At 71.1% G+C, this 24,209-nt stretch carries 23 protein-coding genes; 12 read left to right on the top strand and 11 right to left on the bottom strand.

The window, feature by feature from the left end:
- Positions 1-92: 92 nt before the first annotated feature.
- A complete protein-coding gene (locus tag ACQ393_RS12005) occupies positions 93-884 on the bottom strand; it encodes a cache domain-containing protein (protein ID WP_430647070.1) in 792 nt (263 codons plus the stop codon).
- The gene (locus ACQ393_RS12010; RefSeq protein ID WP_430647071.1) at positions 881-1,666 is read right to left on the bottom strand and encodes a FadR/GntR family transcriptional regulator; all 786 of its coding nucleotides are present in this window, start codon (positions 1,664-1,666) and stop codon (positions 881-883) included. Before ACQ393_RS12010 ends, ACQ393_RS12005 begins: the two co-directional genes overlap by 4 nt.
- A gap of 151 nt (positions 1,667-1,817) precedes the next feature.
- On the opposite strand from ACQ393_RS12010, the gene ACQ393_RS12015 reads away from it, so the two are divergent.
- The 5 genes from ACQ393_RS12015 to ACQ393_RS12035 all read left to right on the top strand — a co-directional run bounded on the left by ACQ393_RS12015 (position 1,818) and on the right by ACQ393_RS12035 (position 6,589).
- Positions 1,818-2,867, top strand: a complete 1,050-nt coding sequence (locus ACQ393_RS12015; RefSeq protein ID WP_430647072.1) for an ABC transporter ATP-binding protein — start codon at positions 1,818-1,820, stop codon at positions 2,865-2,867.
- 41 nt (positions 2,868-2,908) lie between these two features.
- Positions 2,909-4,099, top strand: a complete 1,191-nt coding sequence (locus tag ACQ393_RS12020) for an ABC transporter substrate-binding protein (protein ID WP_430647073.1) — start codon at positions 2,909-2,911, stop codon at positions 4,097-4,099.
- Between the two features lie 84 nt (positions 4,100-4,183).
- Entirely contained in the window at positions 4,184-5,146 is a 963-nt protein-coding gene (locus tag ACQ393_RS12025; protein ID WP_430647074.1) for an ABC transporter permease, read from the top strand.
- 10 nt (positions 5,147-5,156) lie between these two features.
- Positions 5,157-5,960, top strand: a complete 804-nt coding sequence (locus ACQ393_RS12030; RefSeq protein WP_430647075.1) for an ABC transporter permease — start codon at positions 5,157-5,159, stop codon at positions 5,958-5,960.
- 26 nt (positions 5,961-5,986) lie between these two features.
- Complete coding sequence (locus ACQ393_RS12035) at positions 5,987-6,589, top strand: nucleoside deaminase (RefSeq protein ID WP_430647076.1); 603 nt, start codon at positions 5,987-5,989, stop codon at positions 6,587-6,589.
- A 36-nt stretch (positions 6,590-6,625) separates the two neighbouring features.
- On the opposite strand, the gene ACQ393_RS12040 is transcribed toward ACQ393_RS12035, so the two are convergent.
- Positions 6,626-7,414: a hypothetical protein gene (locus tag ACQ393_RS12040; RefSeq protein WP_430647077.1), complete on the bottom strand. Its 789-nt coding sequence runs from the start codon at positions 7,412-7,414 to the stop codon at positions 6,626-6,628.
- Between the two features lie 185 nt (positions 7,415-7,599).
- Positions 7,600-7,836, bottom strand: coding sequence for a hypothetical protein (locus ACQ393_RS12045; RefSeq protein ID WP_430647321.1), 237 nt, complete (start codon positions 7,834-7,836; stop codon positions 7,600-7,602).
- A 114-nt stretch (positions 7,837-7,950) separates the two neighbouring features.
- Between ACQ393_RS12045 and ACQ393_RS12050 the strand changes: the two genes are divergently transcribed.
- The gene (locus ACQ393_RS12050; protein ID WP_430647313.1) at positions 7,951-8,283 is read left to right on the top strand and encodes a MarR family winged helix-turn-helix transcriptional regulator; all 333 of its coding nucleotides are present in this window, start codon (positions 7,951-7,953) and stop codon (positions 8,281-8,283) included.
- 174 nt (positions 8,284-8,457) lie between these two features.
- Positions 8,458-11,634: an ExeM/NucH family extracellular endonuclease gene (locus ACQ393_RS12055; RefSeq protein ID WP_430647078.1), complete on the top strand. Its 3,177-nt coding sequence runs from the start codon at positions 8,458-8,460 to the stop codon at positions 11,632-11,634.
- 81 nt (positions 11,635-11,715) lie between these two features.
- On the opposite strand, the gene ACQ393_RS12060 is transcribed toward ACQ393_RS12055, so the two are convergent.
- The 6 genes from ACQ393_RS12060 to ACQ393_RS12085 all read right to left on the bottom strand — a co-directional run bounded on the left by ACQ393_RS12060 (position 11,716) and on the right by ACQ393_RS12085 (position 18,687).
- Complete coding sequence (locus ACQ393_RS12060) at positions 11,716-13,173, bottom strand: MFS transporter (RefSeq protein ID WP_430647079.1); 1,458 nt, start codon at positions 13,171-13,173, stop codon at positions 11,716-11,718.
- Positions 13,174-13,354: 181 nt separating this feature from the next.
- Positions 13,355-13,927, bottom strand: a complete 573-nt coding sequence (locus ACQ393_RS12065) for a YceI family protein (protein ID WP_430647080.1) — start codon at positions 13,925-13,927, stop codon at positions 13,355-13,357.
- Positions 13,928-14,028: 101 nt separating this feature from the next.
- A complete protein-coding gene (locus ACQ393_RS12070) occupies positions 14,029-14,907 on the bottom strand; it encodes a serine protein kinase RIO (RefSeq protein ID WP_430647081.1) in 879 nt (292 codons plus the stop codon).
- A gap of 282 nt (positions 14,908-15,189) precedes the next feature.
- Positions 15,190-16,440 (bottom strand): 23S rRNA (adenine(2503)-C(2))-methyltransferase RlmN, encoded by a 1,251-nt coding sequence (gene rlmN, locus ACQ393_RS12075; protein WP_430647082.1) that lies wholly within the window; start codon positions 16,438-16,440, stop codon positions 15,190-15,192.
- Between the two features lie 104 nt (positions 16,441-16,544).
- Complete coding sequence (locus tag ACQ393_RS12080; RefSeq protein ID WP_430647083.1) at positions 16,545-17,105, bottom strand: hypothetical protein; 561 nt, start codon at positions 17,103-17,105, stop codon at positions 16,545-16,547.
- A 70-nt stretch (positions 17,106-17,175) separates the two neighbouring features.
- Positions 17,176-18,687, bottom strand: coding sequence for a M1 family metallopeptidase (locus ACQ393_RS12085; RefSeq protein ID WP_430647084.1), 1,512 nt, complete (start codon positions 18,685-18,687; stop codon positions 17,176-17,178).
- A gap of 303 nt (positions 18,688-18,990) precedes the next feature.
- Between ACQ393_RS12085 and dnaK the strand changes: the two genes are divergently transcribed.
- The 5 genes from dnaK to ACQ393_RS12110 all read left to right on the top strand — a co-directional run bounded on the left by dnaK (position 18,991) and on the right by ACQ393_RS12110 (position 23,955).
- Positions 18,991-20,874 carry a molecular chaperone DnaK gene (dnaK, locus tag ACQ393_RS12090; RefSeq protein ID WP_430647085.1) on the top strand — a complete coding sequence of 628 codons (1,884 nt, stop codon included), beginning with the start codon at positions 18,991-18,993 and terminating at the stop codon, positions 20,872-20,874.
- Between the two features lie 2 nt (positions 20,875-20,876).
- Positions 20,877-21,530: a nucleotide exchange factor GrpE gene (locus tag ACQ393_RS12095; RefSeq protein WP_430647087.1), complete on the top strand. Its 654-nt coding sequence runs from the start codon at positions 20,877-20,879 to the stop codon at positions 21,528-21,530.
- 96 nt (positions 21,531-21,626) lie between these two features.
- A complete protein-coding gene (locus tag ACQ393_RS12100; RefSeq protein ID WP_430647089.1) occupies positions 21,627-22,625 on the top strand; it encodes a DnaJ C-terminal domain-containing protein in 999 nt (332 codons plus the stop codon).
- Entirely contained in the window at positions 22,625-23,047 is a 423-nt protein-coding gene (locus ACQ393_RS12105; protein WP_430647091.1) for a heat shock protein transcriptional repressor HspR, read from the top strand. Before ACQ393_RS12100 ends, ACQ393_RS12105 begins: the two co-directional genes overlap by 1 nt.
- 125 nt (positions 23,048-23,172) lie before the next feature.
- Positions 23,173-23,955: an EAL domain-containing protein gene (locus ACQ393_RS12110; RefSeq protein WP_430647092.1), complete on the top strand. Its 783-nt coding sequence runs from the start codon at positions 23,173-23,175 to the stop codon at positions 23,953-23,955.
- Here ACQ393_RS12110 and ACQ393_RS12115 read toward each other — a convergent pair.
- Positions 23,940-24,203 (bottom strand): hypothetical protein, encoded by a 264-nt coding sequence (locus ACQ393_RS12115; protein ID WP_430647093.1) that lies wholly within the window; start codon positions 24,201-24,203, stop codon positions 23,940-23,942. The genes ACQ393_RS12110 and ACQ393_RS12115 overlap by 16 nt on opposite strands.
- Positions 24,204-24,209 lie beyond the last annotated feature (6 nt).

A 24,209-nucleotide genomic window follows, 5' to 3' on the forward strand; every position in this document is an offset into this window, starting at 1 on the left:
AGTCGCACGCGATCGCACGTGCGCATCCCGTTCCGCTGGCCCTCACCTTAGCGAGCGGAGGTTCCGGCATGGTGACCGGCGAGCTGATGCGCCTACTCGGCGACGACCGCCAGCGACGTGTCGCCGCAGGGCACGACGTCGGCGCCGCCCGGCAGGCGCAGCGCGCCGGTGACGCGGCCGTCGGCCTCCGCCTCGCGCAGGGGCGCGAGTGCGTCGGGCAGCCCCTCGAGGCGCAGCAGGGCGCCGGTCGCGCGATGCGCGTCGGTCGAGGTGACGATGCGGCCGGACGCGTTCACGACGGTGAGGGTGCGCTCGGCGCCGTGGAGCACGGGCAGCAGCACCTGCTCCAGCCGCGCCACGTACATGTCGGCCCCCACGAGCCCGACCATGTCGCCGGCGACCGACACGGGCGTCGTCACCGTCACGGTGTAGTCGTCGGTGCACAGGTAGTCGACGTAGGGGCCCGTCAGGTGCCGGGAGCCGGTGCGCTCCGGCACGCGCCACCACTCGAGCGTGGTGTAGTCGCGGAAGGCCTCGGCGTCGGGGTCGCTCACCGCGTCGAGGCGACGGATGCCGCGTGCCGGCACGCCGCGGAACGGGTTGCCGTCGCTGAGCCACCAGGCGAGGTGCCACGGCGCGTCGGCGAGGTAGCCGGGTGCAGCGACGAATCCGGCGCCGGTGATGAGCGTTCCCGCGCGGTCGAGCTCGGCGGCGACGGTCGCCGCGACGACGGGGTCCAGTTCGGCGGCCCGCGGCTCGGGCTCCGCGGCGAGACGTTCCTCGAGCGCGTCCCGCCACGCGTCGATCAGGGCGAACACGGGGTCGATGACCTCCGCGATGCTGGTCGCGATCGCGGTGGCGCCCGCGGCGACGGCCTGCGTCATGGCGCGCTCCCTTCCTCACGGGCGATCGACGGTGCCGACGTCTCGAGCCGCACCTTCTCGTCGATGAGCCATTCCACCGCCGAGCCGATGTGCGTCGTGGTCGCCCGGCGGGCGGCCGTGCCATCCGCCGCCCTGATCGCGTCGATCACCTCGAGGCGGTGTTCCCTCGTGCGGTCACGGTACTCCTGTTCGCGCAGGCAGAGCCAGAGCAGGGCGCCCGCTTCGGCCTGCAGGCGCAGCTCCTCGTGCACGAGCCGGGGGGACTGGCTGATGGCGGCGACCTCGAGCTGGAACCGGCCGACGGCGCGACGCGCGCCGCCCGGCGACGCGAGGTCGGCCCGGGCGTCGATCTCGACGAGGCTCTGCAGGTCGTCGTCGCTCGCACGGTCGGCGGCGACCTCGGCGGCCATGCCCGCGATGGCGGCGTAGTGCAGCGAGAGGTCGCGCAGCTCGATGCGGCTGAGCGCCCGGACGCGCTCCTCGGTGAGGCGCAGCGACAGGTCGTCGTCGTAGGTGACGAAGCTGCCGCCGTCGCGTCCGCGGCGCGTGCGCACGAGTCCCTTGTGCCGGAGGGCGACGAGCGCCTCGCGCGCGGTCACCGGGGCGACGCCGAGGAGCTTGGCGAGGTCGGCCTCGCTCGGGAGGCGTTCGCCGTCGCGGAGCACGCCCGACGCGATCGCGTCGGTGAGGCGCTGCTCGACGAGCTCTGCCCTGCCGGCGCCCTCGAGCGGGGAGAAGACGACGGCGCGGGCGGCGTCGGCGCGCGCGGTGGCGTGCGGCATCCGTCCTCCTCGATCGAGCGCCCGCGGATCCCCTCACCCCCCGGACTGGGGACGGTCGCCGGCGAATCCGTGATGAGACCGTAACACGGACCTCTGGACTATGACATATGGATTCATAGGATTAGGAACCACGCCATCGAAGGAGAGGCCCATGACCGACCTGCAGCCGGCCATCCGGCTCACCGGACTCACCAAGGAGTTCGGCGCCGTCACCGCCGTCGACCACGTCGACCTCGAGATCGCCGCGGGCGAGTTCTTCTCCATGCTCGGTCCGTCCGGCTCGGGCAAGACGACCGTGCTCCGGCTCATCGCCGGGTTCGAACAGCCCACGGGCGGCACCATCGAGCTCTTCGGCGACGACGTCACCAAGCGCGCGCCGTTCGACCGCGACGTGAACACGGTGTTCCAGGACTACGCGCTCTTCCCGCACATGAGCGTGCTCGAGAACGTCGCCTACGGCCTGCGCGTGCGCGGCATCGGCCGCAAGGAGCGCGTCGAGCGCGCCCGCCGGGCGCTCGCCTCGGTGCGCCTCGAGCAGATGGCCGACCGCAAGCCGTCGCAGCTCTCCGGCGGCCAGCGCCAGCGCGTCGCGCTCGCCCGCGCGACCGTGGTCGAGCCCAAGGTGCTGCTCCTCGACGAGCCGCTCGGCGCACTCGACCTGAAGCTCCGCGAGCAGATGCAGGTCGAGCTGAAGGAGATCCAGCGCGACCTCGGCATCACCTTCATCTTCGTCACGCACGACCAGGAGGAGGCGCTCACGCTCTCCGACCGTGTCGCCGTGTTCAACGACGGCCGCATCGAGCAGCTCGGCACGCCCGCCGAGCTCTACGAGCGGCCCACCTCGCGCTTCGTCGCCGACTTCGTCGGCACGTCGAACCTCTTCGACGACGCGGTCTCGCGCGAGCTCCTCGGTCGCGGCGGCGTCCACTCCGTGCGCCCCGAGAAGATGTCCGTCGGCTCGGGCGAGACCGGCGCCGACGTGCGCAACGCCCCGGGCACCGTCGTCGAGACCATCTACCTCGGCAGCGGCATCCGCCTCGTCGTCGACCTCGACGCCGGCGTGCGCGTGAGCGTGCTCGAGCAGAACGACCGCAACCGGGTCCACGACGACGAACGCGGCGATCGCGTGGTCGTCAGCTGGCACGACGACGACGTCGTCGCGCTCGGCGGGGCGGATGTCGCATCCGCACCGGCCGCCTAGACGCACCACCTCCACCCACCAAGAGAAACCAGGAGAGAACCATGATGCGCACCCCGCGCACGGCGCGCCGCGGCGCGACCGTCGGCCTGGCGATCGGCTCGATCGCCCTGCTCACCCTGACCGCCTGCGGTACCACGTCGGGCGGCGACTCCGCGTCGACGGACGATACCCTCACCGAGCTCGGCGAGGCCGAGGGCCAGGTCTCGATCCTCGCGTGGCCCGGCTACGTCGAGGACGGCACGAATGACCCGACGGTCGACTGGGTCACGCCCTTCGAGGAGGAGACGGGCTGCGAGGTCACCTCGAAGACCTACGGCACCTCCGACGAGGCCGTGAACCTGATGAAGACCGGCGAGTACGACGTCGTCGCCGCCTCGGGCGACGCGACCCTCCGCCTCATCGCCGGCGGCGACGTCGCGCCGGTGAACACCGACCTCATCCCGAACTACGAGGGCATCTTCTCCTTCCTCAAGGAGAAGGAGTGGAACTCGGTCGACGGGCAGAGCTACGGCGTGCCCCACGGCTACGGCGCCAACCTCCTGATGTACAACACGGAGACCTTCGCCGAGGCTCCCACCTCGTGGGACGTCGTGTTCGACGGCGCCGGGGAGAACACCGGCAAGGTGACCGCGTACGACTCGCCGATCTACATCGCCGACGCCGCGGTCTACCTGATGGCCCACCAGCCCGAACTCGGCATCGAGAACCCCTACGCCCTCGACGAGGAGCAGTTCCAGGCCGCGGTCGACCTCCTGAAGGCGCAGCGCGAGCACGTCGGCGAGTACTGGAGCGACTACCTCAAGGAGATCCAGGCCTTCACCACCGGCGACTCGGTCGTGGGCACGACCTGGCAGGTCATCCAGAACGTCCTCGCGGGCGAGGGTGCACCGACCGAGGTCGTCCTCCCCGAGGAGGGCGCGACCGGATGGTCGGACACCTGGATGGTCGCCTCCGACGCGGCCAACGTGAACTGCGCCTACATGTGGCTCGACTACATCGCCAGCCCGGAGGCGAACGCGACCGCGACCGCCTACTTCGGCGAGGCGCCCTCGAGCCAGGAGGCCTGCGAGTACCGCGAGGACTGCGAGGCCTACCACGCCGGTGACGAGGAGTACGCCTCGCAGATCTGGTACTGGACGACCCCGATCGCCGAGTGCGTCGACGGTCGCACCGACGTCGAGTGCGTCGACTACGCGCAGTGGACCGCTGCGTGGCAGGAGATCAAGGGCTGACCTGACCGCCCGCGCGGGCCGGGGAGCACGCTCCCCGGCCCGCACACCCCAGTTTCCCCCGAGCACCACCCGACAGGAAGCAGCATGACGATGAACGCGACGGCACCCGCATCCGTCGGCTCCTCGACCGGCCCCGCCCCGGACGGCCCGCCCCGCCGCGGCATCCCCAGGCCGAAGGCGACGCCCGCCCGCCGTGCGTCGGTCTTCCTGAGCTCGCACCCGCGTGTGCGGCTCGGGTTCCTGCTCGCCGCCCCGCTGTTCTGGCTCGGCCTCGTCTACGTCGTCGCGCTCGCCGCGCTGCTCGTCACCGCGTTCTGGTCGGTGAACAGCTTCACCGGCGAGATCACGACCGACTGGACGCTCGACAACATCGTCACGGTGCTCACCGGCTCGCTCTACCAGACGGTCACCCTCCGCACGATCGGCGTGGCGCTCCTCGTCACGGTCATCGACGTCGCCCTCGCCCTGCCCATCGCGTTCTACATGGCGAAGGTCGCCTCCCCGCGAGCTCGCCGCATCCTCGTCATCGCGGTGCTCATGCCGCTCTGGGCGAGCTACCTCGTCAAGGCCTACGCCTGGCGGTCGGTGCTCTCGCAGGACGGCATCCTCGAGTGGGTGCTCGCGCCGTTCGGCCTGCACACGCCCGGCTACGGCCTGCCCGCCACGGTCATCACGCTGTCGTACCTGTGGCTGCCGTACGTGATCCTGCCGATCTTCGCCGGGCTCGAGCGCGTGCCCGATTCGCTGCTCGAGGCATCCGCCGACCTGGGGGGCAAGACCTGGCCGACCATCCGCCACGTCGTCTTCCCCATGGCGCTGCCCGCGATCATCGCCGGCACGATCTTCAGCTTCTCGCTCTCGCTCGGCGACTACATCACGGTGAACATCGTGGGCGGCGCGAGCCAGATGCTCGGAAACCTCGTCTACACGAACGTGGGCGCGGCCAACAACCTGCCGCTCGCGGCGGCGATCGCGCTCATCCCGATCGCGATCATCTTCGGCTACCTCGCGCTCGTGCGTCGCACGGGCGCCCTCGACAACCTCTAAGGGGCGACGGATGCGACTCTCCCGACTCTCGCGCACGACGCTCGCCGTCGTCGCCGGCCTCATCCTCGTGATCGTGTACGTGCCGCTCGGCGTCGTGCTCGTGAACTCCTTCTCGACGTCGACCTCGCTCAGCTGGCCGCCGCCCGGCTTCACGCTCGAGTGGTGGCAGCGCGCCTTCCAGTCGGCGGGCGCGATGGAGGCGGTCGGCACGAGCGTGTTCGTCGCGATCGTCTCGACCGCGATCGCCCTCGTGCTCGGCACGCTCATCTCGTTCGCGCTGCAGCGGTTCGACTTCTTCGGCCGCCACACCGTCGACCTGCTCGTCATCCTGCCGATCGCGCTGCCCGGCATCATCACCGGTATCGCGCTGAACAACTTCTTCCGCACGATCATGGGCGTGCCGCTGTCGATCTGGACGGTGATCATCGCCCACGCCACGTTCTGCATCGTGACCGTGTTCAACAACGTGATCGCGCGACTGCGCCGCACGGGCACGAAGCTCGAGGAGGCGTCGGCCGACCTCGGCGCCGGTGTCTGGACGACCTTCCGCCTGGTGACCTTCCCGCAGCTGCGCTCGGCGCTCCTCGCGGGCGGCCTGCTCGCGTTCGCGCTGTCGTTCGACGAGATCATCGTGACGACGTTCACGGCCGGATCGGGGGTCACGACCCTGCCGATCTTCATCCTGAACAACATGTTCCGGCCGAACCAGGCGCCCATCGTGTCGGTCATCGCGGTCGTGCTGGTGCTCGTCTCGATCATCCCGATCTGGCTCGCGCAGCGGCTGTCGGGCACCGAGGACCAGAAGGCGCCCTAGTCGCGTCGCGGGTGGAGAATGGGCGCATGGATGCCACGCCGACGTCGTCCTTCTCCGCCGCGCTGCCCGACTGGCTGGTCGCCGAACTCCCACGGATCGCGGCCGAACCGCTCCCCGACGACGACGCGCGGATGGCGCTCGCGATCGAGCTCGCGGACCGGAACTGGCGGGAGGGCAGCGGCGGGCCGTTCGCCGCTCTCGTCGTCGACGCGGCATCCGGTGAATTGGTCTCGGCGGGGGTCAACATCGTGCTCTCGAGCGGGCTGAGCTCGCTGCACGCCGAGGTGACCGCGCTCTCGCTCGCGCAACGACGGCTCGGCCGCTGGGACCTGGGTGCGGGCGGCGCCGAACTCGAGCTCGTCGTCAACTGGGCGACGTGCGTCATGTGCTACGGCGCGACCATGTGGTCGGGCGTGCGCCGGCTCGTCCTCGCGGGCGACGGCGAGGAGTGCGAGCGGCTCACCGGCTTCGACGAGGGGCCGATGCCGCTCGACTGGATGGGCGAGTTCGAACGCCGCGGCATCCGCGTGCACTCGGGCGTGCGCCGCGACGAGGCCATCGAGGTGTTCCGCGCGTTCGGCGCCTCGGACGCGGTCGTCTACAACGCGCGCGGCGCGACCGAGCGGTAGCCCGGCCGCGCCGCGGCGTCGAGTCCGGGCGACGGGTCAGCGGTCGCCGTGGTCGTGCGCGCCGTCGTGGTGCAGGTGGACGTGCACGTGGAGGTCGTCGCGCCGGCGGCCGCGACCGTAACCGCCGCGGCGCCGGTCGTGCGGGTGCTCGCACGGGTCGACGTCGTGACCGCGGGAGTCGTCGAACGCCGACGGATGCCGCATCGGCTCGCCGTACGGAGCGCCGGCGGCCCAGGGCGGCATGCCCCGGCGTCCGCCGCGGCGCATCCAGGGCGCGGGCCCGAAGCCGGGTCCGAAGCCGCCGCCGAACCCGGGGCGTCGCCGACCGCGCCGGCCTCGAGGCTCGGGCGACGACTCGTCCCAGCCGAGCTCGCGCGCGATGGCCTCGAGCGAGGCGATCGTGGTCGCGTAGTCCTCGTCGGAGACGGCCGAGCGCACGCGGTCGCGCACGACCTGCACGCGCTCGGTGAGCGCGTCGAGCGCCTCGCGCCCGGCGTCGGTCAGCGACCAGGTGCCGGGCTCGCCGGCGACCCAGCCGCGCTCGACGAGGTCGTCGAGCTTGTGCGGGCGGGCGGCGAGTCGTGCCTCCAGGCGTTCGTCGCGGACCTCGCCGGCGATCAGGTTGAGCCGGCGCCAGTCGCGCAGGTCGGCCTCCTGGTCGGCGAATGCGGCGTCGACCTCGGCGGCGATGCGCCGGTCGACGACCTTCAGCCAGAAGCCGAGGGGTCGGATGCCGGGTGCCGGCGTCTCGCGGGCGTCGTTCGCGCCGTTCGAGTCGGCGGGCCGGTCGTGGTCGTGGTCGTCGAATCCATCGTGGGTGTTCATGGGAATCCTCTCGTGGCGCGCGAGCGCGCCGTGGTGCTGCGCCCGCACGGATGGCGGGCGTGACGGCGTGTGCCGCGATCGCGGCGTCGGTGCGGATCGCACCGACGTGGGAACCGGCGGGACGATCCGCGCGGTCCATGTCCCCCGACATGTATATGCACTATGACATGGACCAAGGTCGCATGTCAAGTGACATGTAATCTGGAGGGATGAGCGAGCAGCACGGCGGCAACGGTGACGGCGATGCGGTCGATCGCATCGAGCAGGCGCTCGCATCGCTCCGTCGGGGCGGCCGACCCTCGTGGGCGGGCCAGCACGGCGAACCGGGATCCGGCGGCCCGTTCGGTCATGGCGGTCCGGGCCGCCATGGCGGCGAGTCGTCCCACGATGCTCACCCGGATCACGGCGAGCCGCACGGTCACGAGGGCAGGCACCGGCACGGCCCCCCGTTCGGCGGCGGTTTCGGCGGGCCGTTCGGCCGCGGCGGCTCTCGGGGTCCGTGGGAGTTCCGCGTCGGCCCGGTCGCGCGTGCGCGCCTGCTCGCGATGCTCGATGCCGCCGACCGACCGATGTCCGTGACGGAGCTCGCGGGGGCGATCGGCGTCGACCAGCCGAGGGCGAGCCGGCTCGTGCAGGCCGCGGTCGGGGAGGGCCTGGTCGTGCGCGAGGCGGACCCCGACGACGCCCGCCGCACGCGCGTGCGCATCACCGAGCAGGGCCGCGAGCTCGTGCGCGCGGCGAGCACGAGCCGGCGGCGCGCGATCGAGTCCGCGCTCGACGGGTTCACCGAGGAGGAGCGCGAGCGGTTCGCCGAGCTCCTCGGGAGGTTCGCCGCCGGACTGCGTCGGTCGCACCCGCCGCACGCGTGACATCGGCGCCGGGCGCCCGCCTGCTCATCTGAGCAGCGGCACGTGGCAGCGGTGCACATATGCGTGCATCACGTGAACGTCTCGTGACGGGTCTTCCCCGACGCACTCGTCCTCCATAGGCTGACGCCGTCCGGGGGTCATGGTGGCCTTCGGTCGTGTGCCGGAGGTGCCGAGATGCAACGACCCGTCCAACGCCTGACCGTGGGGCTCACCGCGGCCGCCCTGATGGGGGTGGGAATGGCGGTACCCGCGACCGCCGCCGTCGCGGCGGAGGTCGAGCCATCCGACCTCATCATCAGCGAGTACGTCGAGGGCTCGTCCTTCAACAAGGCCGTCGAGCTCTACAACCCGACCGATGCCGACATCTCGCTGGCGACCTATTCGCTCGGCGTCTACTTCAACGGCAGCTCCACGCTGACCGCCGGCGGCACGTTCGCGCTCGAGGGCACCGTGGTGGCAGGCGGCACGTTCGTCTTCGCCGACGAGGATCTCGAGGACTACGCCGACCAGATCACGTCGGCCAGCCTGTGGAACGGCGACGACGCGATCGTCCTGAAGCGCGGCGACAACGTGGTCGACTCGCTCGGACAGGTCGGGTTCGACCCCGGCGAGCGGTGGGGCGCCTCCCCGACGTCGACCCAGAACAACACCCTCCGACGCAACGCGGACGTCTGCGTCGGCGACACGAACCCGTCCGATGTCTTCGACCCGGCCGTCGAGTGGACGGGCTTCGCGCAGGACACCTTCGACGGCCTCGGCTCGCACACGTGCGGTGACACCGGCCCGCAGACGCCCGTGATCAACGAGTTCTCGGCCTCGACCGCGGGCACCGACGTCGAGTACGTCGAGATCCTCGTCGAGCCGGGCACCGACGTGAGCGGCTATCGGGTCCTCGAGATCGAGGGCGACTCGCCCGTCACCGGAACGGTGGACGAGGTCATCTCGTTCGGGTCGGTCGACGACGGCGGGCGCTCGCTCGCCTGGCTTCCCGCGAACGCGCTCGAGAACGGCACGGTCTCGCTGCTGCTCGTCAGCGGCTTCACGGGTGCGGTGAACGACGACCTCGACGTCGACGACGACGGGGTCATCGACGACGTCGCAGGCCTCGAGATCCTCGACACCGTCGCCGTGCACGACGGTGGCGAGTTCGACCTGGCCTATGGCGACACGGTGCTCACCGAGCTCTACGACGGCCTCGCCTTCGCCCCCGGCGGTGCCTCCCGCATCCCGGACGGCGTCGACACCGGCACGACCGCCGACTGGGTGCGCAACGACTTCAATCTCGCCGGCATCCCGGGCTACACGGGCTCCCTCGTCGACGGCGAGGCGGCCAACACGCCGGGCGCGACGAACTCGCTGACCGTCGTTCTCGTGCCGCTGCCCCCGGCCGACTGCAACGCCGCGACCGTGTCGATCGGATCCATCCAGGGCTCGGGCGACACGTCGCCCGTGGTCGGCCAGTCCGTCCAGATCGAGGGTGTCGTGGTCGGCGACTTCCAGGACGGCGGCTTCGACGGCTACTACGTGCAGGACGCCGGTGACGGCGACCCCGCGACATCCGACGGCATCTTCGTCTACGCGCAGACCGGGATGGCGGTCGCCGAGGGCGACGTCGTCCACATCGCCGGCGTCGTGAGCGAGTTCTTCGGCATGACCGAGATCACCGCGACGGCCAACTCGGTGTGCGAGACCGGCGCCGCGCTTCCGTCGGCGGCCGAGCTCACCCTGCCCGCGACCGACGAGCAGAAGGAGCAGCTCGAGGGCATGCGCGTCACGCTCCCGCAGGATCTCGCGATCCTCGAGTACTTCAACTTCGGCCGCTACAACGAGGTCGCGCTCGGCACGGAGCGGCAGATGCAGCCGACCGCCGTCTACGAGCCCGGGTCGCCCGAGGCGATCGCGCTGGCCGACGCCAACGAGGCGAACCGGATCACCCTCGACGACGGACGCAGCATCGAGAACCCCGACCCGGCGATCCACCCGAACGGTGAGGAGTTCGCGCTCGACAACACCTTCCGGGGCGGCGGCCTCGTGTCGAACGCCACGGGCGTGCTCGACTACCGGTTCGACCTGTGGCGTGTGCAGCCCACCGAGGGCGCCGACTACGAGGCCGTGAACCTCCGGACCGACGCGCCCGAGGTCGGCGGCAACTTCACCGTCGCGAGCTTCAACGTCCTGAACTACTTCACGACGCTGAACTCGCGAGGCGCGAACACCCAGGCGGAGTTCGACCGGCAGGAGGCGAAGATCGTCGCCGCGCTCGCCGAGATCGACGCCGACGTGTTCGGCCTCATCGAGATCGAGAACAACGGCGACACCGCCGTCGGCACGCTCGTCGAGGCGCTCAACGAGGTGGTCGGTGCGGGCACGTACGACCTCGTGTCGACCGGCGTGCTCGGCACGGACGTCATCACCACGGCGTTCATCTACAAGCCGTCCGAGGTCGAGCTCGCCGGGGACTTCGCCGTCCTCGACGAGACGGTCGACCCGCGCTTCGACACCGACCGCAACCGGCCGGCGCTGGCGCAGACGTTCGCCGACGTCGAGTCGGGCGAAGAGGTCACCGTCGTGGTGAACCACCTCAAGTCGAAGGGCAGCGACTGCGACGACATCGGCGACCCCGACACGGGCGACGGACAGGGCAACTGCAACCTGACCCGCACGGCGGCCGCCGAGGCGCTGGCCGACTGGCTCGCCACGGGACCGACCGGCGCCGAGCCCGGCCGCGACCTCATCATCGGCGACCTCAACTCGTACGACAAGGAGGACCCGATCCAGGCCCTCCTCGAGGCCGGGTACACCGACCTGCTGCTCGCCGAGCAGGGCGAGTACGCGTACTCGTACGTGTTCGACGGCCAGCTGGGCTACCTCGACTACGCGCTCGCCGGCCCGGGGCTCCTGCCGCAGGTCACGGGTGCCGCGCCGTGGGCGGTCAACGCCGACGAGCCGAGCCTGCTCGACTACGACATGACCTACAAGAAGGACGCGCAGGACGCGATCTTCGCGCCCGACGCGTACCGCTCGAGCGACCACGACCCGGTGCTCGTCGGCTTCGACTTCGTGCCGCCGGAGCTCTCGGTGACCGTCGACCCCGAGCTGGTCTTCCCGCCCAACGCGAAGTGGCACACGGTCGAGTTCGAGATCGAGGCGACGGATGACTCGGGCGGCGAGGTCACGGTCGAGATCATCGAGGCGACCGCCGAGGGGCACAAGGCCGAGGTCGAGGTACTCTCGAGCACCGAGGCGCGGGTGCTCGCCCGCCAGGGCGCGATCTACACCTTCGTGTTCGAGGCGACCGACCCGAGCGGCAACACCACCACCCAGGAGGTGACCGTCACGGTCGGACCGTAGTCTCGCCCCCGAGCCGACGGCGCGTCGCTCCCCTCCCCGGGGCGGCGCGCCGTCGGGCGTCCGGGTGGGACCGCCGGGCCGCTACGCCGCCGAAGGGGCGGACGCGGCATCCGTCGCCCGCTGCGGCACGCGGACGAACAGCATGAGCACCAGCCCGGCGGCGAGCACGAGCACGATGCCGAGCACGCCCCAGTAGGTCGCGCCGAAGATCGCGATGAACATCGACCAGAGCAGCGGCGAGAGGAAGCTCGCCGCGCGACCGGTCGTCGCGTAGAGGCCGAAGATCTCGCTCTCGCGTCCGGCGGGCGTGACGCGCGCCAGGAACGAACGTGACGCGGCCTGCGCGGGCCCCACGAACAGGGTCAGCACGAGGCCGAAGATCCAGAACGGCAGCTTGCCGGCGTCGTGCAGGAAGAACACGATGAGCCCGGCGCCGACCAGGCCGCTGAGCGCGGTGAGGATGACGGCGCGCGGGCCGAACCGGTCGTCGAAGCGCCCGGCGACGATCGTCGAGACGCCCGCGAGGAGGTTCGCGGCGATGCCGAAGATCATGACCTCGTTCGAGGTGAAGTGGAACGCGACGGCCGCGATGACGGCGCCGAACGCGAACACGCCCGCGAGCCCGTCGCGGAAGACCGCGCTCGCGAGCAGGAACCAGAACGTCGGACGCGAGTCGCGCCAGAGGCGCACGATGTCCTGCACGAGGACCGCGTAGCTGCGGAAGAAGCCGACCCGCTCACGGCCGGGCGCCGGCGGCGCCTCGGGGACGTAGACGAGCACGGGCCAGGCGAACACGAGCGTCCAGATCGCGCAGCCGACCGCGATGACGCGGTAGACGAGACCGTCCTCCGTCGGCATGCCCCACCAGTCGAACGTCGTCGCGATGACGACGAGCACGAGCGCGACGATGCCGCCGAGGTAGCCCAGGCCCCAGCCGAGGCCGGACACCTTGCCGACCGTCGCCGGCGTCGAGACCTGCACGAGCATCGCGTTGTAGTTGACGCCGGCGATCTCGCTGAAGACCGTGCCGGCCGCGATGAGCGAGATACCGAGCACGAAGTACGACGGCGAACCCTGCACGAAGAACAGCGCGAGCATGCTGGCGACGAGGGCCGCGGTCGCGCCGCCCAGCCAGAGCTTGCGACGCCCCGCGGCATCCGCTCGCTGGCCGAGCACGGGGGCGAGCACGGCGATCAGGACGCCCGCAATCGTGATGGCCCAGCCGAGCCCGCTCGCCAGGTCGGCGAGGCCGCGCTCGTAGGCCGGATCGCCTTCGCCGAGCGCCGCCACCTCTGGGTCGAGGAACCAGTCGCTCGTGAGGTAGAGCGCCGTGAAGACGAAGGTGAGGATGACCGAGTTGAACGGCTGGGTCGCCCAGTCCCAGAGCGCCCACGACCACACCTGCCGCTTCGGCACCGTGCGCTCGGCCTGCAGTTCGAGGCCGGTCACGGCCCGCAGCTCGGCGGTCGAGATCGGGGGAGCGACGACGCCGGGGCGGGTCGGCTTCGCGGGTTCGGGCGACTGGGGCTGGTCGGTCATGGGGGGAGTCTTCCGACGTGGGGTGAACGGGCGGTGACGACGCGCCCGGCCGGAGACGATCCGCGTCGATCCAGTGCAGGCTAGCGCCTGGCCCTCGTGCCCCGATACCCCGCGGGCGCGCTGGAAGCCCCGCCGTGCCCCGCGTCAGCGGGAGCGGCTGCGAGCCGTCCGTCGTCGACGGTCAGGCGACGCCTTCGGCCTCGGCCTGTCGCTTGATCGCCGAGATCTCGAACTCGAGCGTGATCTTCTCCGACACGAGCCAGCCACCCTGGTCGAGCGCCATGTTCCACTCGAGGCCGTACTCGCGACGGTCGATGCGACGCGTGCCCTCGAAGCCCGCGCGCTGTACGCCGAATGCGTCGACCTGGGCACCCGTGAACTCGATCGGGATCGTGATCGGCTTCGTCACGTCGCGGATCGTCAGGTCGCCGGAGACGACCAGCGCGTTCTCGCCGACCTCCTCGATCCGCGTGCTGCGGAACGTGATGTCGGGGAACTTCTCCACGTCGAAGAAGTCGGCGCTGCGCAGGTGCTCGTCGCGCTGCGCGTTGCGCGAGTCGATGCTCGCGACCTTCAGCACGATCTCGGCGTTCGACTTCTCGGGGTCGTCGAAGTCGACGTGCAGGGTGCCGGTCACGTCGTTGAAGGCGCCGCGGACGTTCGCCACCATGGCGTGCTTGGCCGAGAAGCCGATGCGGCTGTGCCCGGGATCGATGTCCCAGTCGCCGCTGAGGTCGGGTCCGTTGTCGGTCATGATCTCCCCACAAGTCAGTGCACGAACTCCACCATCCTCTCATCGACTCGGATGGGAGAACGCCCACCGCCGAAGCTGGACGCGACGTCCGGCCCTCGAAGTCACCGGGTGACGTCCCCGACCAGCTCGGCGAAGAGCTCCTCCGCGTCGCACTCGAGCCGCTGCCGCGTGAACCACTCGCAGACGTTCACGCAGTCGCGGTGCAGCAGGTCGAACCCGTTCGGATTCGCCACGACGTCGACGACCTGCGGCAGGTCGATCGCGACGACGCGGCCGCGGTCGACGAGCAGGTTGTACGGCGAGAGGTCGCCGTGCGCGAGGCCCGCGTGCGCGAGCGTCCGCATGAATCCGGCGACCTGGTGGAACAGGTCGCGGAGCTCCTCCGAGCTCGCCCGCACCTGTGCGAGCCGCGGCGCGGCGACCCGGCCCTCGCCGATGAACTGCATGAGCACCTCGGTCTCGCTCACCTGGACCGGGTACGGCACCGCCGCCCCGAGCTCGGTGAGTCGCGACAGGGCCGCGAACTCGGCGTACGCCCACTCGACGCGGGCGACTTCGCGCCCGTACGACGACGAGCGCTGCACGGCGCGAACGTCGCGCGAGCGCCGGGTCCCGCGCCCCTCGGTGTAGATCGCCGACCGGTGGAAGAGCCGGTTCTCGGCGCCGCGATACCGCTTCGCGGCGAGCAGCGTCGCATTGCCGGGCACCTCGGCGGGCGCGCCGGGCACGGCCCGTTCGATGAGCCAGAGGTCGGCCTCCTTGCCGGTCTTGACGATGCCGAGCTCGGTGTCGATCGCCGCGGCGGAGGTGACGAGCCAGTCGGGCCGCGGCTGCGGCCCGCGCTCGCTGGGCTGGGTCGCCGGCCAGGTAGACCAGCGCTGGTCCTCGCCGGGCTCGACGTCCGAGAAGGCGAGTGAGGCGGATGCCGCGCCGAACGGCGCAGCGGTGGCCGCGCGCGATCGCGCGGCGGAATCGTCCAATGACGACAGCATGTTCACGGTGGTGTCTCCGAGATCGTGGAGGCCACCGGTCGCTGATGCTAGCGGGCGGCCTCGCAGGGAAGGGTGTCTGCGATACGCGCGACAAGGACGGTGTTCATCGCTTCACTCCTTCCGCTCTCGGCCCGCTTCGGGCTGTGTGGTCGCCTCGATCGGGCGACGGATGCCGCGTGGCGCGGCCCGGTCGAGCATACGCCGCGCCGCGGCATCCGTAAAGACCTCTCGCCGGACCCGACCCGGGCCCTGGCTCGTGCCGCCCGGCGCTCAGACGGGCGTGACGGCGGCGGCCGCCTCGTCCTCTTCCGTCGCGACGAGCTGCCCGCAGGCGCCGTCGATCTCCTTGCCGCGGGTGTCGCGGATGGTCGTCGGGATGCCGGCGTCCGAGAGGCGCCGCACGAACTCGCGCTGCACCTCGACGTCGCTCGCCGTCCAGATGGAGCCCGGCGTCGGGTTCAGCGGGATCGGGTTGACGTGCACCCATCCGCGGCCGCGCTCGTTGAGCTTCTCGGCGAGGAGGTCGGCGCGCCATCCGTGGTCGTTCATGTCCTTGATGAGCGCGTACTCGATCGAGACGCGGCGACCGGTCTTCTCGAAGTACTCGCGCGCCGCGTCGAGCGCCTCGTCGACCTTCCAGCGCGAGTTCACGGGGATGAGCTCGTCGCGCAGGCCGTCGTCGGGCGCGTGCAGGCTGAGCGCGAAGGTCACGGGCACGTGCTCGTCGGCGAGCTTGCGTATGGCGGGGACGAGCCCGACCGTCGAGACCGTGATGTTGCGGGCCGACATGCCGAGGCCCTCCGGCGCCGGTGCGGCCATGGTCCGCACGGCGCGCGTGAGGCGGGCGTAATTGGCGAGCGGCTCGCCCATGCCCATGAAGACGATGTTCGAGACCCGCTCGGGCGTGCCGTCGTCGGTTCGCTTGCCGTGCAGCGCGCCCGATGCGATCACGCGGTTCGCCTCGACCACCTGCGCGAGGATCTCGGCGGCCGACATGTTGCGGGTGAGGCCGGCCTGGCCGGTGGCGCAGAACGGGCAGTTCATGCCGCAGCCGGCCTGGCTCGACACGCACAGCGTGATGCGGCCGGGGTAGCGCATGAGCACCGACTCGACGAGCGCGCCGTCGTGCAGCTTCCAGAGGAACTTGATGGTGTCGCCGCGGTCGGTCTCGAGGCGCCGCACCTCGGTGAGCAGCGGCGGGAGGAGGCCCGCGACGAGTTCCTCGCGGCCGGCGGCCGGCAGGTCGGTCATCTCGGCGGGGTCGCTCGTCCAGCGGGTGAAGTAATGGCGCGCGACCTGCTTCAGCCGGAACGCGGGGATGCCGAGCTCCTCGGCTCTGGCCTTCCACTCCTCGGGGGCGAGGTCGGCGAGGTGGGCCGGCGGCTTGCCGCGCTTCGGCGAGGCGAACTGGAGCAGCGGGCGGCCGTCGGGGCCCTTCGCCTGCTTCCAGCCCTCGGTCTTCGGGCGGACCTGGCGGATGCCCGCGGAGCCGGCGGGGGTCTCTGGGGCGTCGGTCGGCATGGTTCCAAGGGTACGCGCCGACGCCCGTGCATCGGCTGGATGCACGGGCGTCGCGGCCGTTCGGCGCGGTCCGCGGGCCGGTGCGCCCGGCGCGCCGGCCCGCGTCAGCTCGCGGGGAGCAGGAACTCCGCGAAGGTCGGCGTGCTCACATACGTCAGGGTGCCGCCCTCGACGACCACGACCGGGCTGATGCCGTTGCCCGCATCGGGCTGGCCGCGGTAGCCGCCGGGCACGGGGCCGTCGCCCGGAACGTAGCCCGCCTCGGCGAGTTCGGCGATCCACGCAGCCTCGTCGTCGCCGATCGCGATCTGGGCGACGTCGAGCACGAGGTCGGTGTTCGGCCTGCCCCACGAGCAGACGAGCCCGCCCTCCTCCTCGATGGCGATCGCGATGGGATCGAAGAGCGTCGCGGCGCGGGCCTCGAGTCCGTCGGCCTCGAGCTTCGCGTACCCATCGGGCACGAGGACGGTCTCGCAGGTGGCGGGCACCGATTGCGCATCGCCGGTCGGCTCCGCGCTGGGCGAATCGGCCGGTGCGGGGGTCGACGCCGTCGGCTCCGGCGAGGACGAGGGGGCGGGGTCGGCGCCGGTGCATCCGGCGAGGCCGACGACGAGCAGGGCGGCGGCGACCGGCGCGACGATGCGCGGGTGGGCGAGTCGAGTCATCCGCTCAGCGTAGGGCCGCCGGGCGGGCCGGGCCGGTCGCTCTGCACAGCGACCAGCCCGTGAACCATCGCTACGGCGTGGTCCAATCGGCCGGCGGCTTCTGCTGGTCGTAGAGCCAGACCCGGAAGAAGTCGTCGAGGTCCTGGCCCGAAACCTCCTCGTAGACGGCCTGGAAGTCCTCCGAGGTGCCCGCCGAGTCGTCGTAGCGCTCGACCCAGAGCTGGGCGGCCGCGAAGAACGCGTCGTCGCCGACCTCGATGCGGAGGGCGTGGAGCGCCCCAGCGCCGCGGTTGTAGACCTGCGTCGCGAAGAGCCCGAGCTCACCCGGGTCGCCGATCTGGAGTTCCCAGTAGCCGGCCGGCCGCGCCGCGTTGTACCAGTTGTCGTACGCGGTCTGCGCGGTCCGGATGCCGCGCTCCTCGTTCCACATCCAGTTCGCGTACGTCGCCCAGCCCTCGTTGAGCCAGATGTCCTGCCACCGCTCGGGGCTGACCGCGTTGCCGAACCACTGGTGCGCGAGCTCGTGCGAGACGGTGCCTTCGCTCGCCTGCGACGAGTACACCGGCCGCGTCTGCGTCTCGAGTGCGTAGCCGACGCTGTCGTTGTCGACGATCGAGCCGTAGGCGACGAACGGGTAGGGACCGAACTTCGACTCGAAGAAGTCGAGCATCTCGTCCTGCCATCCGAGGCTGGCGTTGGTCGTGGCCAGGCGCGGCGCGGTCAACTTCGTGTCGACCGCATCGATGATCGGCACGCCGCTGCCGGAGGTGTACGTCTCGCGCAGGTCGAAGTCGCCCACCGAGGCGGTGGTCAGGTAGCTCGCCTGCTGGTCGGGGGCGTCCCAGTACCACGTGGTCCAGCCGTCGGCGGTCTCCTCGGGCTTCGGCTGGATGCCGTTGGCCACCGCGACCTTGCCCTCGGGCACGCTCATCTCGAAGGAGTACGTCGCCTTGTCGGTCTGGTGGTCGCTCACCGGGTACCAGGTCATGGACCCCTCGGGCTCGCTCACGACCATCGCCCCGTCGCGCATGGTCACCCAGCCGTACAGCGCGCCTTCGATATCCGTCGGGCGGGCGGTCGTGCCCCCGTACTCGACGACGACCTGCACCTGCTCGCCGGCCTTGATCTTGGGTCGCGGCTGCACGGTGAGCTCCCAGATCCGCGCGTCATCGTCCTGCACATGCCAGTACGCCGCGCCCTCGACCTCGGCGCCGGCGAGGGGCGGGGCGACGGATGCCGCGGGCCTGCCGTCCACGCTCAGCGCGCTGACGTCCATCCCGCGCAGGTCGAGGTTGAACCGGTCGAGGTCCTGGGTGGCGACGAGGTCGATCGTGGCGACGCCCTCGAACTGGCCCTCGAGCGGTGCGGGCGCCGCCGCCGGCGGCGTGTAGGTGATGTCGAGGTGGTAGTGCTGCACGTCGTAGCCGCCGTTGCCCGCGTAGGGGAAGTACGCGTCGCCGACGCCCTCGGCGCCGGCGGTGTACCGCGGGCCGCCGGGCTTGCCGGGCGCGGCCGCCGCGCCCGCTGCGCCGATCGCACCCAGTGCGAACGTCGCGACGGCGATGCCGCCGACCAGTCTCATCCTCGATCTCATCCCCGCGCTCCCGGTCCGCTCGTGTGTGACCGCACTCTATGGGTGGAGCCAGGTCTCCGGTAGCCCCCGTCCGGAGCCCGAGCGCCGGAGGAATACTGAGATCTCGCCGAGAGTTGAGTCGAGTACGCTCAAGTTCTCCGGTCTCGACTTGACATCGATTCGGCCGGGATCGACACTTGAGTCGTCGAGGCTCAAGTCTCGACGAACATGGACTTCGGCCGCGGGCGGGCATCGCCGGGCCGATCGCCGAGGGGCGACATCCGAGACCCCGCGGCAGAAGGAGAGACACACATGTCACGTGCAGTCGGAATCGACCTGGGCACCACCAACTCGGTCGTCAGCGTCCTCGAGGGCGGCGAGCCCGTCGTCATCGCCAACGCCGAGGGCTTCCGCACCACCCCGTCGGTGGTCGCGTTCACGAAGGACGGCGAGGTGCTCGTCGGCGAGACCGCCAAGCGCCAGGCCGTGACCAACGTCGACCGCACCATCTCGTCGGTCAAGCGCCACATGGGCACCGACTGGAAGTCGGCCTCGATCGACGGCAAGGAGTACACGCCGCAGGAGATCTCGGCGCGCATCCTCCAGAAGCTCAAGCGCGACGCCGAGCAGTACCTCGGCGACACCGTCACCGACGCGGTCATCACCGTGCCGGCGTACTTCAATGACGCCGAGCGCCAGGCCACGAAGGAGGCCGGCGAGATCGCGGGCCTCAACGTGCTGCGCATCATCAACGAGCCCACGGCCGCCGCACTCGCGTACGGCCTCGATAAGGGCAAGGAGGACGAGCTCATCCTCGTCTTCGACCTCGGCGGCGGCACGTTCGACGTGTCCCTCCTCGAGGTGGGCAAGGACGACGACTTCTCGACCATCCAGGTCCGCGCGACCGCCGGCGACAACCGCCTCGGCGGCGACGACTGGGACCAGCGGATCGTCGACCACCTGATCAAGCGCTTCAAGGACACCACGGGCGTCGACGTCTCGAAGGACAAGATCGCCCTGCAGCGCCTGAAGGAGGCCGCGGAGCAGGCCAAGAAGGAGCTGAGCTCGAGCATGAGCACCAGCATCCAGCTGCCCTACCTCTCGCTCACCGAGTCCGGACCGGCGAACCTCGACGAGACGCTCACGCGCGCCCAGTTCGAGAACATGACCTCCGACCTGCTCGACCGCACCAAGAAGCCGTTCGAGGACGTCATCCGCGAGGCCGGCATCAAGCTCTCCGACATCGCCCACGTCGTGCTCGTCGGCGGCTCGACCCGCATGCCCGCGGTCTCCGAGCTCGTGAAGAAGGAGACCGGCAAGGAGCCCAACAAGGGCGTGAACCCGGACGAGGTCGTCGCCGTGGGCGCCGCCCTGCAGGCCGGCGTCCTGAAGGGCGAGCGCAAGGACGTGCTGCTCATCGACGTCACCCCCCTGAGCCTCGGCATCGAGACCAAGGGCGGCATCATGACGAAGCTCATCGAGCGCAACACGGCCATCCCGACCAAGCGCAGCGAGACCTTCACGACCGCCGACGACAACCAGCCGTCGGTCGCGATCCAGGTCTTCCAGGGCGAGCGCGAGTTCACCCGCGACAACAAGCCGCTCGGCACGTTCGAGCTGACCGGCATCGCCCCGGCGCCCCGCGGCATCCCGCAGATCGAGGTCACCTTCGACATCGACGCGAACGGCATCGTGCACGTGTCCGCGAATGACAAGGGCACCGGCAAGGAGCAGTCGATGACGATCTCGGGCGGCTCCGCGCTGCCCAAGGAGGACGTCGAGCGCATGGTCCGCGACGCCGAGGAGCACGCGGCCGAGGACAAGAAGCGCCGCGAGTCCGCCGAGACCCGCAACCAGGCCGAGCAGCTCGCCTATTCGGTCGAGAAGCTGATCAAGGAGAACGAGGACAAGCTCCCCGCCGACGTCAAGTCCGACGTGCAGGGCGACGTCGACGCGCTGAAGTCGGCCCTCGCAGGTGACGACGACGACGCGGTGAAGTCGGCGTTCGAGAAGCTCTCCCAGTCGCAGGGCAGGCTCGGCGAGGCGATCTACGCGCAGGGCCAGCAGGCGGATGCCTCCGCCGCCGGCGCGAACCCCGGTGAGGACGCGAACGCGTCCGGCGCCGAGGGTGCCGAGTCCTCCGACGAGGACGTGGTCGACGCCGAGGTCATCGACGACGAGGACGAGAAGAAGTAACCATGACGGACGAGAACCGGAACCAGGACGAGCCGATCATCCGCGACAAGCGGCGGATCGACCCCGAGACGGGTGAGGTTCGCCAGCCGCAGGCCGAGGGGGCGGATGCCGCGGCATCCGCCTCCCCGGAGGCCGCCGACGCGCCGGCCGCCGACGCGGACGCCGCCGAGGCCGGCACGGTCGACGAGGCGGAGCTGACGGTCGACGACATCCTCAACGCGGCGCAGGCCGAGGTCGAGGACCCGTCGGCGGAGCACCTCGCCGACCTGAAGCGCGTCACCGCCGAGTACGCCAACTACCGCAAGCGCACCGAGGCGAACCGCGAGGTCGAGCGCGAGCGCGCGATCGGCGCCACGGTCGCGGTGCTGCTGCCCGTGCTCGACGACCTCGACCGGGCCGAGAAGCACGGCGACCTCGAGGGCGACACCCCCTTCGCGACGATCGCGGCCAAGCTGCGCGCGTCGGTCGAGAAGCTGGGGCTCGCGAAGTTCGGCGAGGTGGGCGAGCCGTTCGACCCGCAGCGCCACGAGGCGATCTTCCAGCAGCCCTCCGACGAGGTCGAGGTCGACACGGTCGCCGACGTCGTCGAGACCGGGTACCTGCTCGGCGGCACGCTGCTGCGTGCGGCGAAGGTCGTCGTCAAGACGCCCGCGTAGCGGCATCCGGTCCGGTTCGCGGCATCCGTTCCCATAGCGGATGCCGCGGGCCGGCCCTCCACGGTTCCCAGTAGATTCAGCAGGGAGGAGGCGCCGATGGCCAGCCAGGATTGGTTCGACAAGGACTTCTACGCCACGCTCGGCGTCTCGAAGGACGCGAGCGACGCCGACATCAAGAAGGCGTACCGCAAGCTCGCGCGCAAGTACCACCCCGACCAGAACCCGGGGGATGCCGCGGCCGAGGCGAAGTTCAAGGAGATCAGCGAGGCGAACTCGGTGCTCTCCGACCCCGAGGAGCGCAAGGAGTACGACGCGGTCCGCGCCATGGGCGGTGGTGCGCGGTTCACCGCCCCCGGCGGCCCCGGCGCCGGGGGCTTCGAGGACGTCTTCGGCGGCATGTTCGGCCAGCAGGGCGGCGGCCAGCGCTACACGTTCCGCCAGGGCGGCGGAGGCGGCGACTACGACGACCTGCTCGGCGGGCTCTTCGGCGGCGGCCGGTTCGGCCAGCCGTCGGGCGGCTACCGCGGCTACGGCGGTCCGACCAAGGGTCGCGACGTGACCGCGTCGACGACGCTCGACTTCATCACCGCCACGAAGGGCGACCGCATCACGCTGCAGACCGCCGAGGGGCGCGAGATCAGCGTGAACGTGCCGGCCGGCGTCGCCGACGGCCAGAAGATCCGGCTGCGCGGCAAGGGGCACCCGTCGCCCGACGGCGGCGAGGCCGGCGACATCGTGCTCACCGTGAAGGTACGCAAGCACCCGGTGTTCGAGCGCGACGGGCTGAACCTGCGCGTCACGGTGCCGGTCACCTACGCCGAGGCCGCGCTCGGCGCGACGATCCAGGTCCCGACCCTCGGCGGCGAGCCCGTCAAGCTGCGCGTCGCACCCGGCACCCCGAGCGGCCGCGTGCTGCGGGTCAAGGGCCGCGGCGTCGAGACGAGGAAGGGCACGGGCGACCTGCTCGCGGTCGTCCAGGTCGCGGTGCCGGCGCACCTGTCGAAGGACGCCGAGGAGAAGCTGCGCGAGTTCGCCTCGCAGCTGCCCGACGAGGACCCCCGCGAGGACCTCCTCGCCAAGGCCCGGAGCGCCTGATGCAGGTCGACGGCGAGAGCCCGCTGTTCGTCATCTCGGTCGCGGCCGAGCTGGCGGGCATGCACCCCCAGACGCTCCGCCAGTACGACCGCATGGGCCTCGTCTCGCCCAAGCGCACCGCGGGCAAGTCCCGTCGATATTCGATGCGGGATGTCGCGCAGCTCCGCGAGATCCAGCAGCTCTCGAGCGAGGGCGTGAGCCTCGAGGGCATCCGCCGCGTGCTCGGCCTCGAGAACGAGGTCAACGAGCTGCGCGGTCGAGTGCGCGAGCTCGAGCGGGCGCTCGCCGACGAGATGCTGAACCGGCCCGGCCGTCGCGTGTTCGCCGCCGGGTCGGAGGGTGAGGTCGTCACGCTCCGCTCGGGCACCCGGGTTCGGCGCGAGAACGCGGTCGTCGTGTGGCGTCCGCTCGAGCGGGGATGACCACCCGGAACAGGGCTGGTGCGCATTATACGAGTTCGGCCGACGCCGCAAGGTGGTTTGACGGATTTCGGATACCGTAGGCACAATGCTCTGGTCCCGATCGGGACGGGGGAAGGTGTGTTGACGTGCGATCCGACCAGTGGGTGATCCGCGAGTTGCCGAACGCGGCGGCCCGCGGTGAGATCGCGGCGTTCTTCCAGTCCCAGGTCGACGCGGCGACCGGCGACACCGTGGCGCTCGAGGCGCTGAGCCGCTGGATCCACCCCGAGCGAGGCGTGATCCCGCCGCAGGAGTTCATCCCCGTCGTCGAGGAGAGCCCGTCGATGGACGTCCTCGGCGATGCGATGCTGCGAGCCGCCTGCACGTACGGCGCCGAGCTCGTCGCCGCGGGGCGGCGCATCGAGATCGCGGTGAACGTCGCGGCCGTCCAGCTCGCGCAGGTCGGGTTCGCCGACCGGGTGGAGCGTCGGCTGCTCGAGTCGGGGCAGCTCCCGGAGCTGCTGACGCTCGAGCTCACCGAGGCGCGGCCGTCACCGCCGTCCGCGTCGGCCGAACTCCACCGGCTGCGCTCGCTCGGCCTCGGCATCTCGCTGGACGACGTCCGGACGGTGGACGAGGCGGACTTCCGCGCGGGCGGTTTGCCGATCACCGAGATCAAGGTCGACCGGTCGATCATCGAGCGGCTGCCCGAGGACGACGAGGCCGCGGTCGAGCTGGTCGCGTGCGCGCGTCGCCACGGCGTGCGTTCGGTCGCCGAGGGCGTCGAGACCGAGCGGCAGTGGGACGCGGTCCGGCGCCTCGGCTTCGATCGCGCCCAGGGATTCCTGTTCGGGCGACCGATGCCGCCCGAACAGGTGACCGAACGCCTCGACGCCGAGGCCGCCGGCCCGGGTCAGAGCGAGCTGTAGGGGTCCGGGAAGGACTCGTCCGCGTCGCCGGCTGCCGTGGCCTCGCCCTCGCCGATGTCGAGCTGGGTCCAGGTCACGGGCATGCCCGGGGAGAAGAGGATGTCGACGCCGGGCCCGCCGCGGAGCGGCGGGATGTTCACGTAGCCGCCGCCGGCCTTCACGGCCTCGAGCACCTTCGAGCGCAGTTCGTCGATGGGGTCCGGGAGGAAGTAGTCCTTGCCGTCGACGGTCAGACGATGGATCAACACAACGGG

Origin of the sequence: Agromyces sp. GXS1127, from assembly GCF_050565425.1 — a bacterium.
GTDB lineage: Bacteria > Actinomycetota > Actinomycetes > Actinomycetales > Microbacteriaceae > Agromyces.

Bases quoted from the DNA above. Each gene is read 5' to 3' on its own strand.
- ACQ393_RS12005 (WP_430647070.1), bottom strand. From the start codon at position 884: ATGACGCAGGCCGTCGCCGCGGGCGCCACCGCGATCGCGACCAGCATC.
- ACQ393_RS12010 (WP_430647071.1), bottom strand. From the start codon at position 1,666: ATGCCGCACGCCACCGCGCGCGCCGACGCCGCCCGCGCCGTCGTCTTC.
- ACQ393_RS12015 (WP_430647072.1), top strand. From the start codon at position 1,818: ATGACCGACCTGCAGCCGGCCATCCGGCTCACCGGACTCACCAAGGAG.
- ACQ393_RS12020 (WP_430647073.1), top strand. From the start codon at position 2,909: ATGATGCGCACCCCGCGCACGGCGCGCCGCGGCGCGACCGTCGGCCTG.
- ACQ393_RS12025 (WP_430647074.1), top strand. From the start codon at position 4,184: ATGACGATGAACGCGACGGCACCCGCATCCGTCGGCTCCTCGACCGGC.
- ACQ393_RS12030 (WP_430647075.1), top strand. From the start codon at position 5,157: ATGCGACTCTCCCGACTCTCGCGCACGACGCTCGCCGTCGTCGCCGGC.
- ACQ393_RS12035 (WP_430647076.1), top strand. From the start codon at position 5,987: ATGGATGCCACGCCGACGTCGTCCTTCTCCGCCGCGCTGCCCGACTGG.
- ACQ393_RS12040 (WP_430647077.1), bottom strand. From the start codon at position 7,414: ATGAACACCCACGATGGATTCGACGACCACGACCACGACCGGCCCGCC.
- ACQ393_RS12055 (WP_430647078.1), top strand. From the start codon at position 8,458: ATGCAACGACCCGTCCAACGCCTGACCGTGGGGCTCACCGCGGCCGCC.
- ACQ393_RS12060 (WP_430647079.1), bottom strand. From the start codon at position 13,173: ATGACCGACCAGCCCCAGTCGCCCGAACCCGCGAAGCCGACCCGCCCC.
- ACQ393_RS12065 (WP_430647080.1), bottom strand. From the start codon at position 13,927: ATGACCGACAACGGACCCGACCTCAGCGGCGACTGGGACATCGATCCC.
- rlmN (WP_430647082.1), bottom strand. From the start codon at position 16,440: ATGCCGACCGACGCCCCAGAGACCCCCGCCGGCTCCGCGGGCATCCGC.
- ACQ393_RS12080 (WP_430647083.1), bottom strand. From the start codon at position 17,105: ATGACTCGACTCGCCCACCCGCGCATCGTCGCGCCGGTCGCCGCCGCC.
- ACQ393_RS12085 (WP_430647084.1), bottom strand. From the start codon at position 18,687: ATGAGACTGGTCGGCGGCATCGCCGTCGCGACGTTCGCACTGGGTGCG.
- dnaK (WP_430647085.1), top strand. From the start codon at position 18,991: ATGTCACGTGCAGTCGGAATCGACCTGGGCACCACCAACTCGGTCGTC.
- ACQ393_RS12095 (WP_430647087.1), top strand. From the start codon at position 20,877: ATGACGGACGAGAACCGGAACCAGGACGAGCCGATCATCCGCGACAAG.
- ACQ393_RS12100 (WP_430647089.1), top strand. From the start codon at position 21,627: ATGGCCAGCCAGGATTGGTTCGACAAGGACTTCTACGCCACGCTCGGC.
- ACQ393_RS12105 (WP_430647091.1), top strand. From the start codon at position 22,625: ATGCAGGTCGACGGCGAGAGCCCGCTGTTCGTCATCTCGGTCGCGGCC.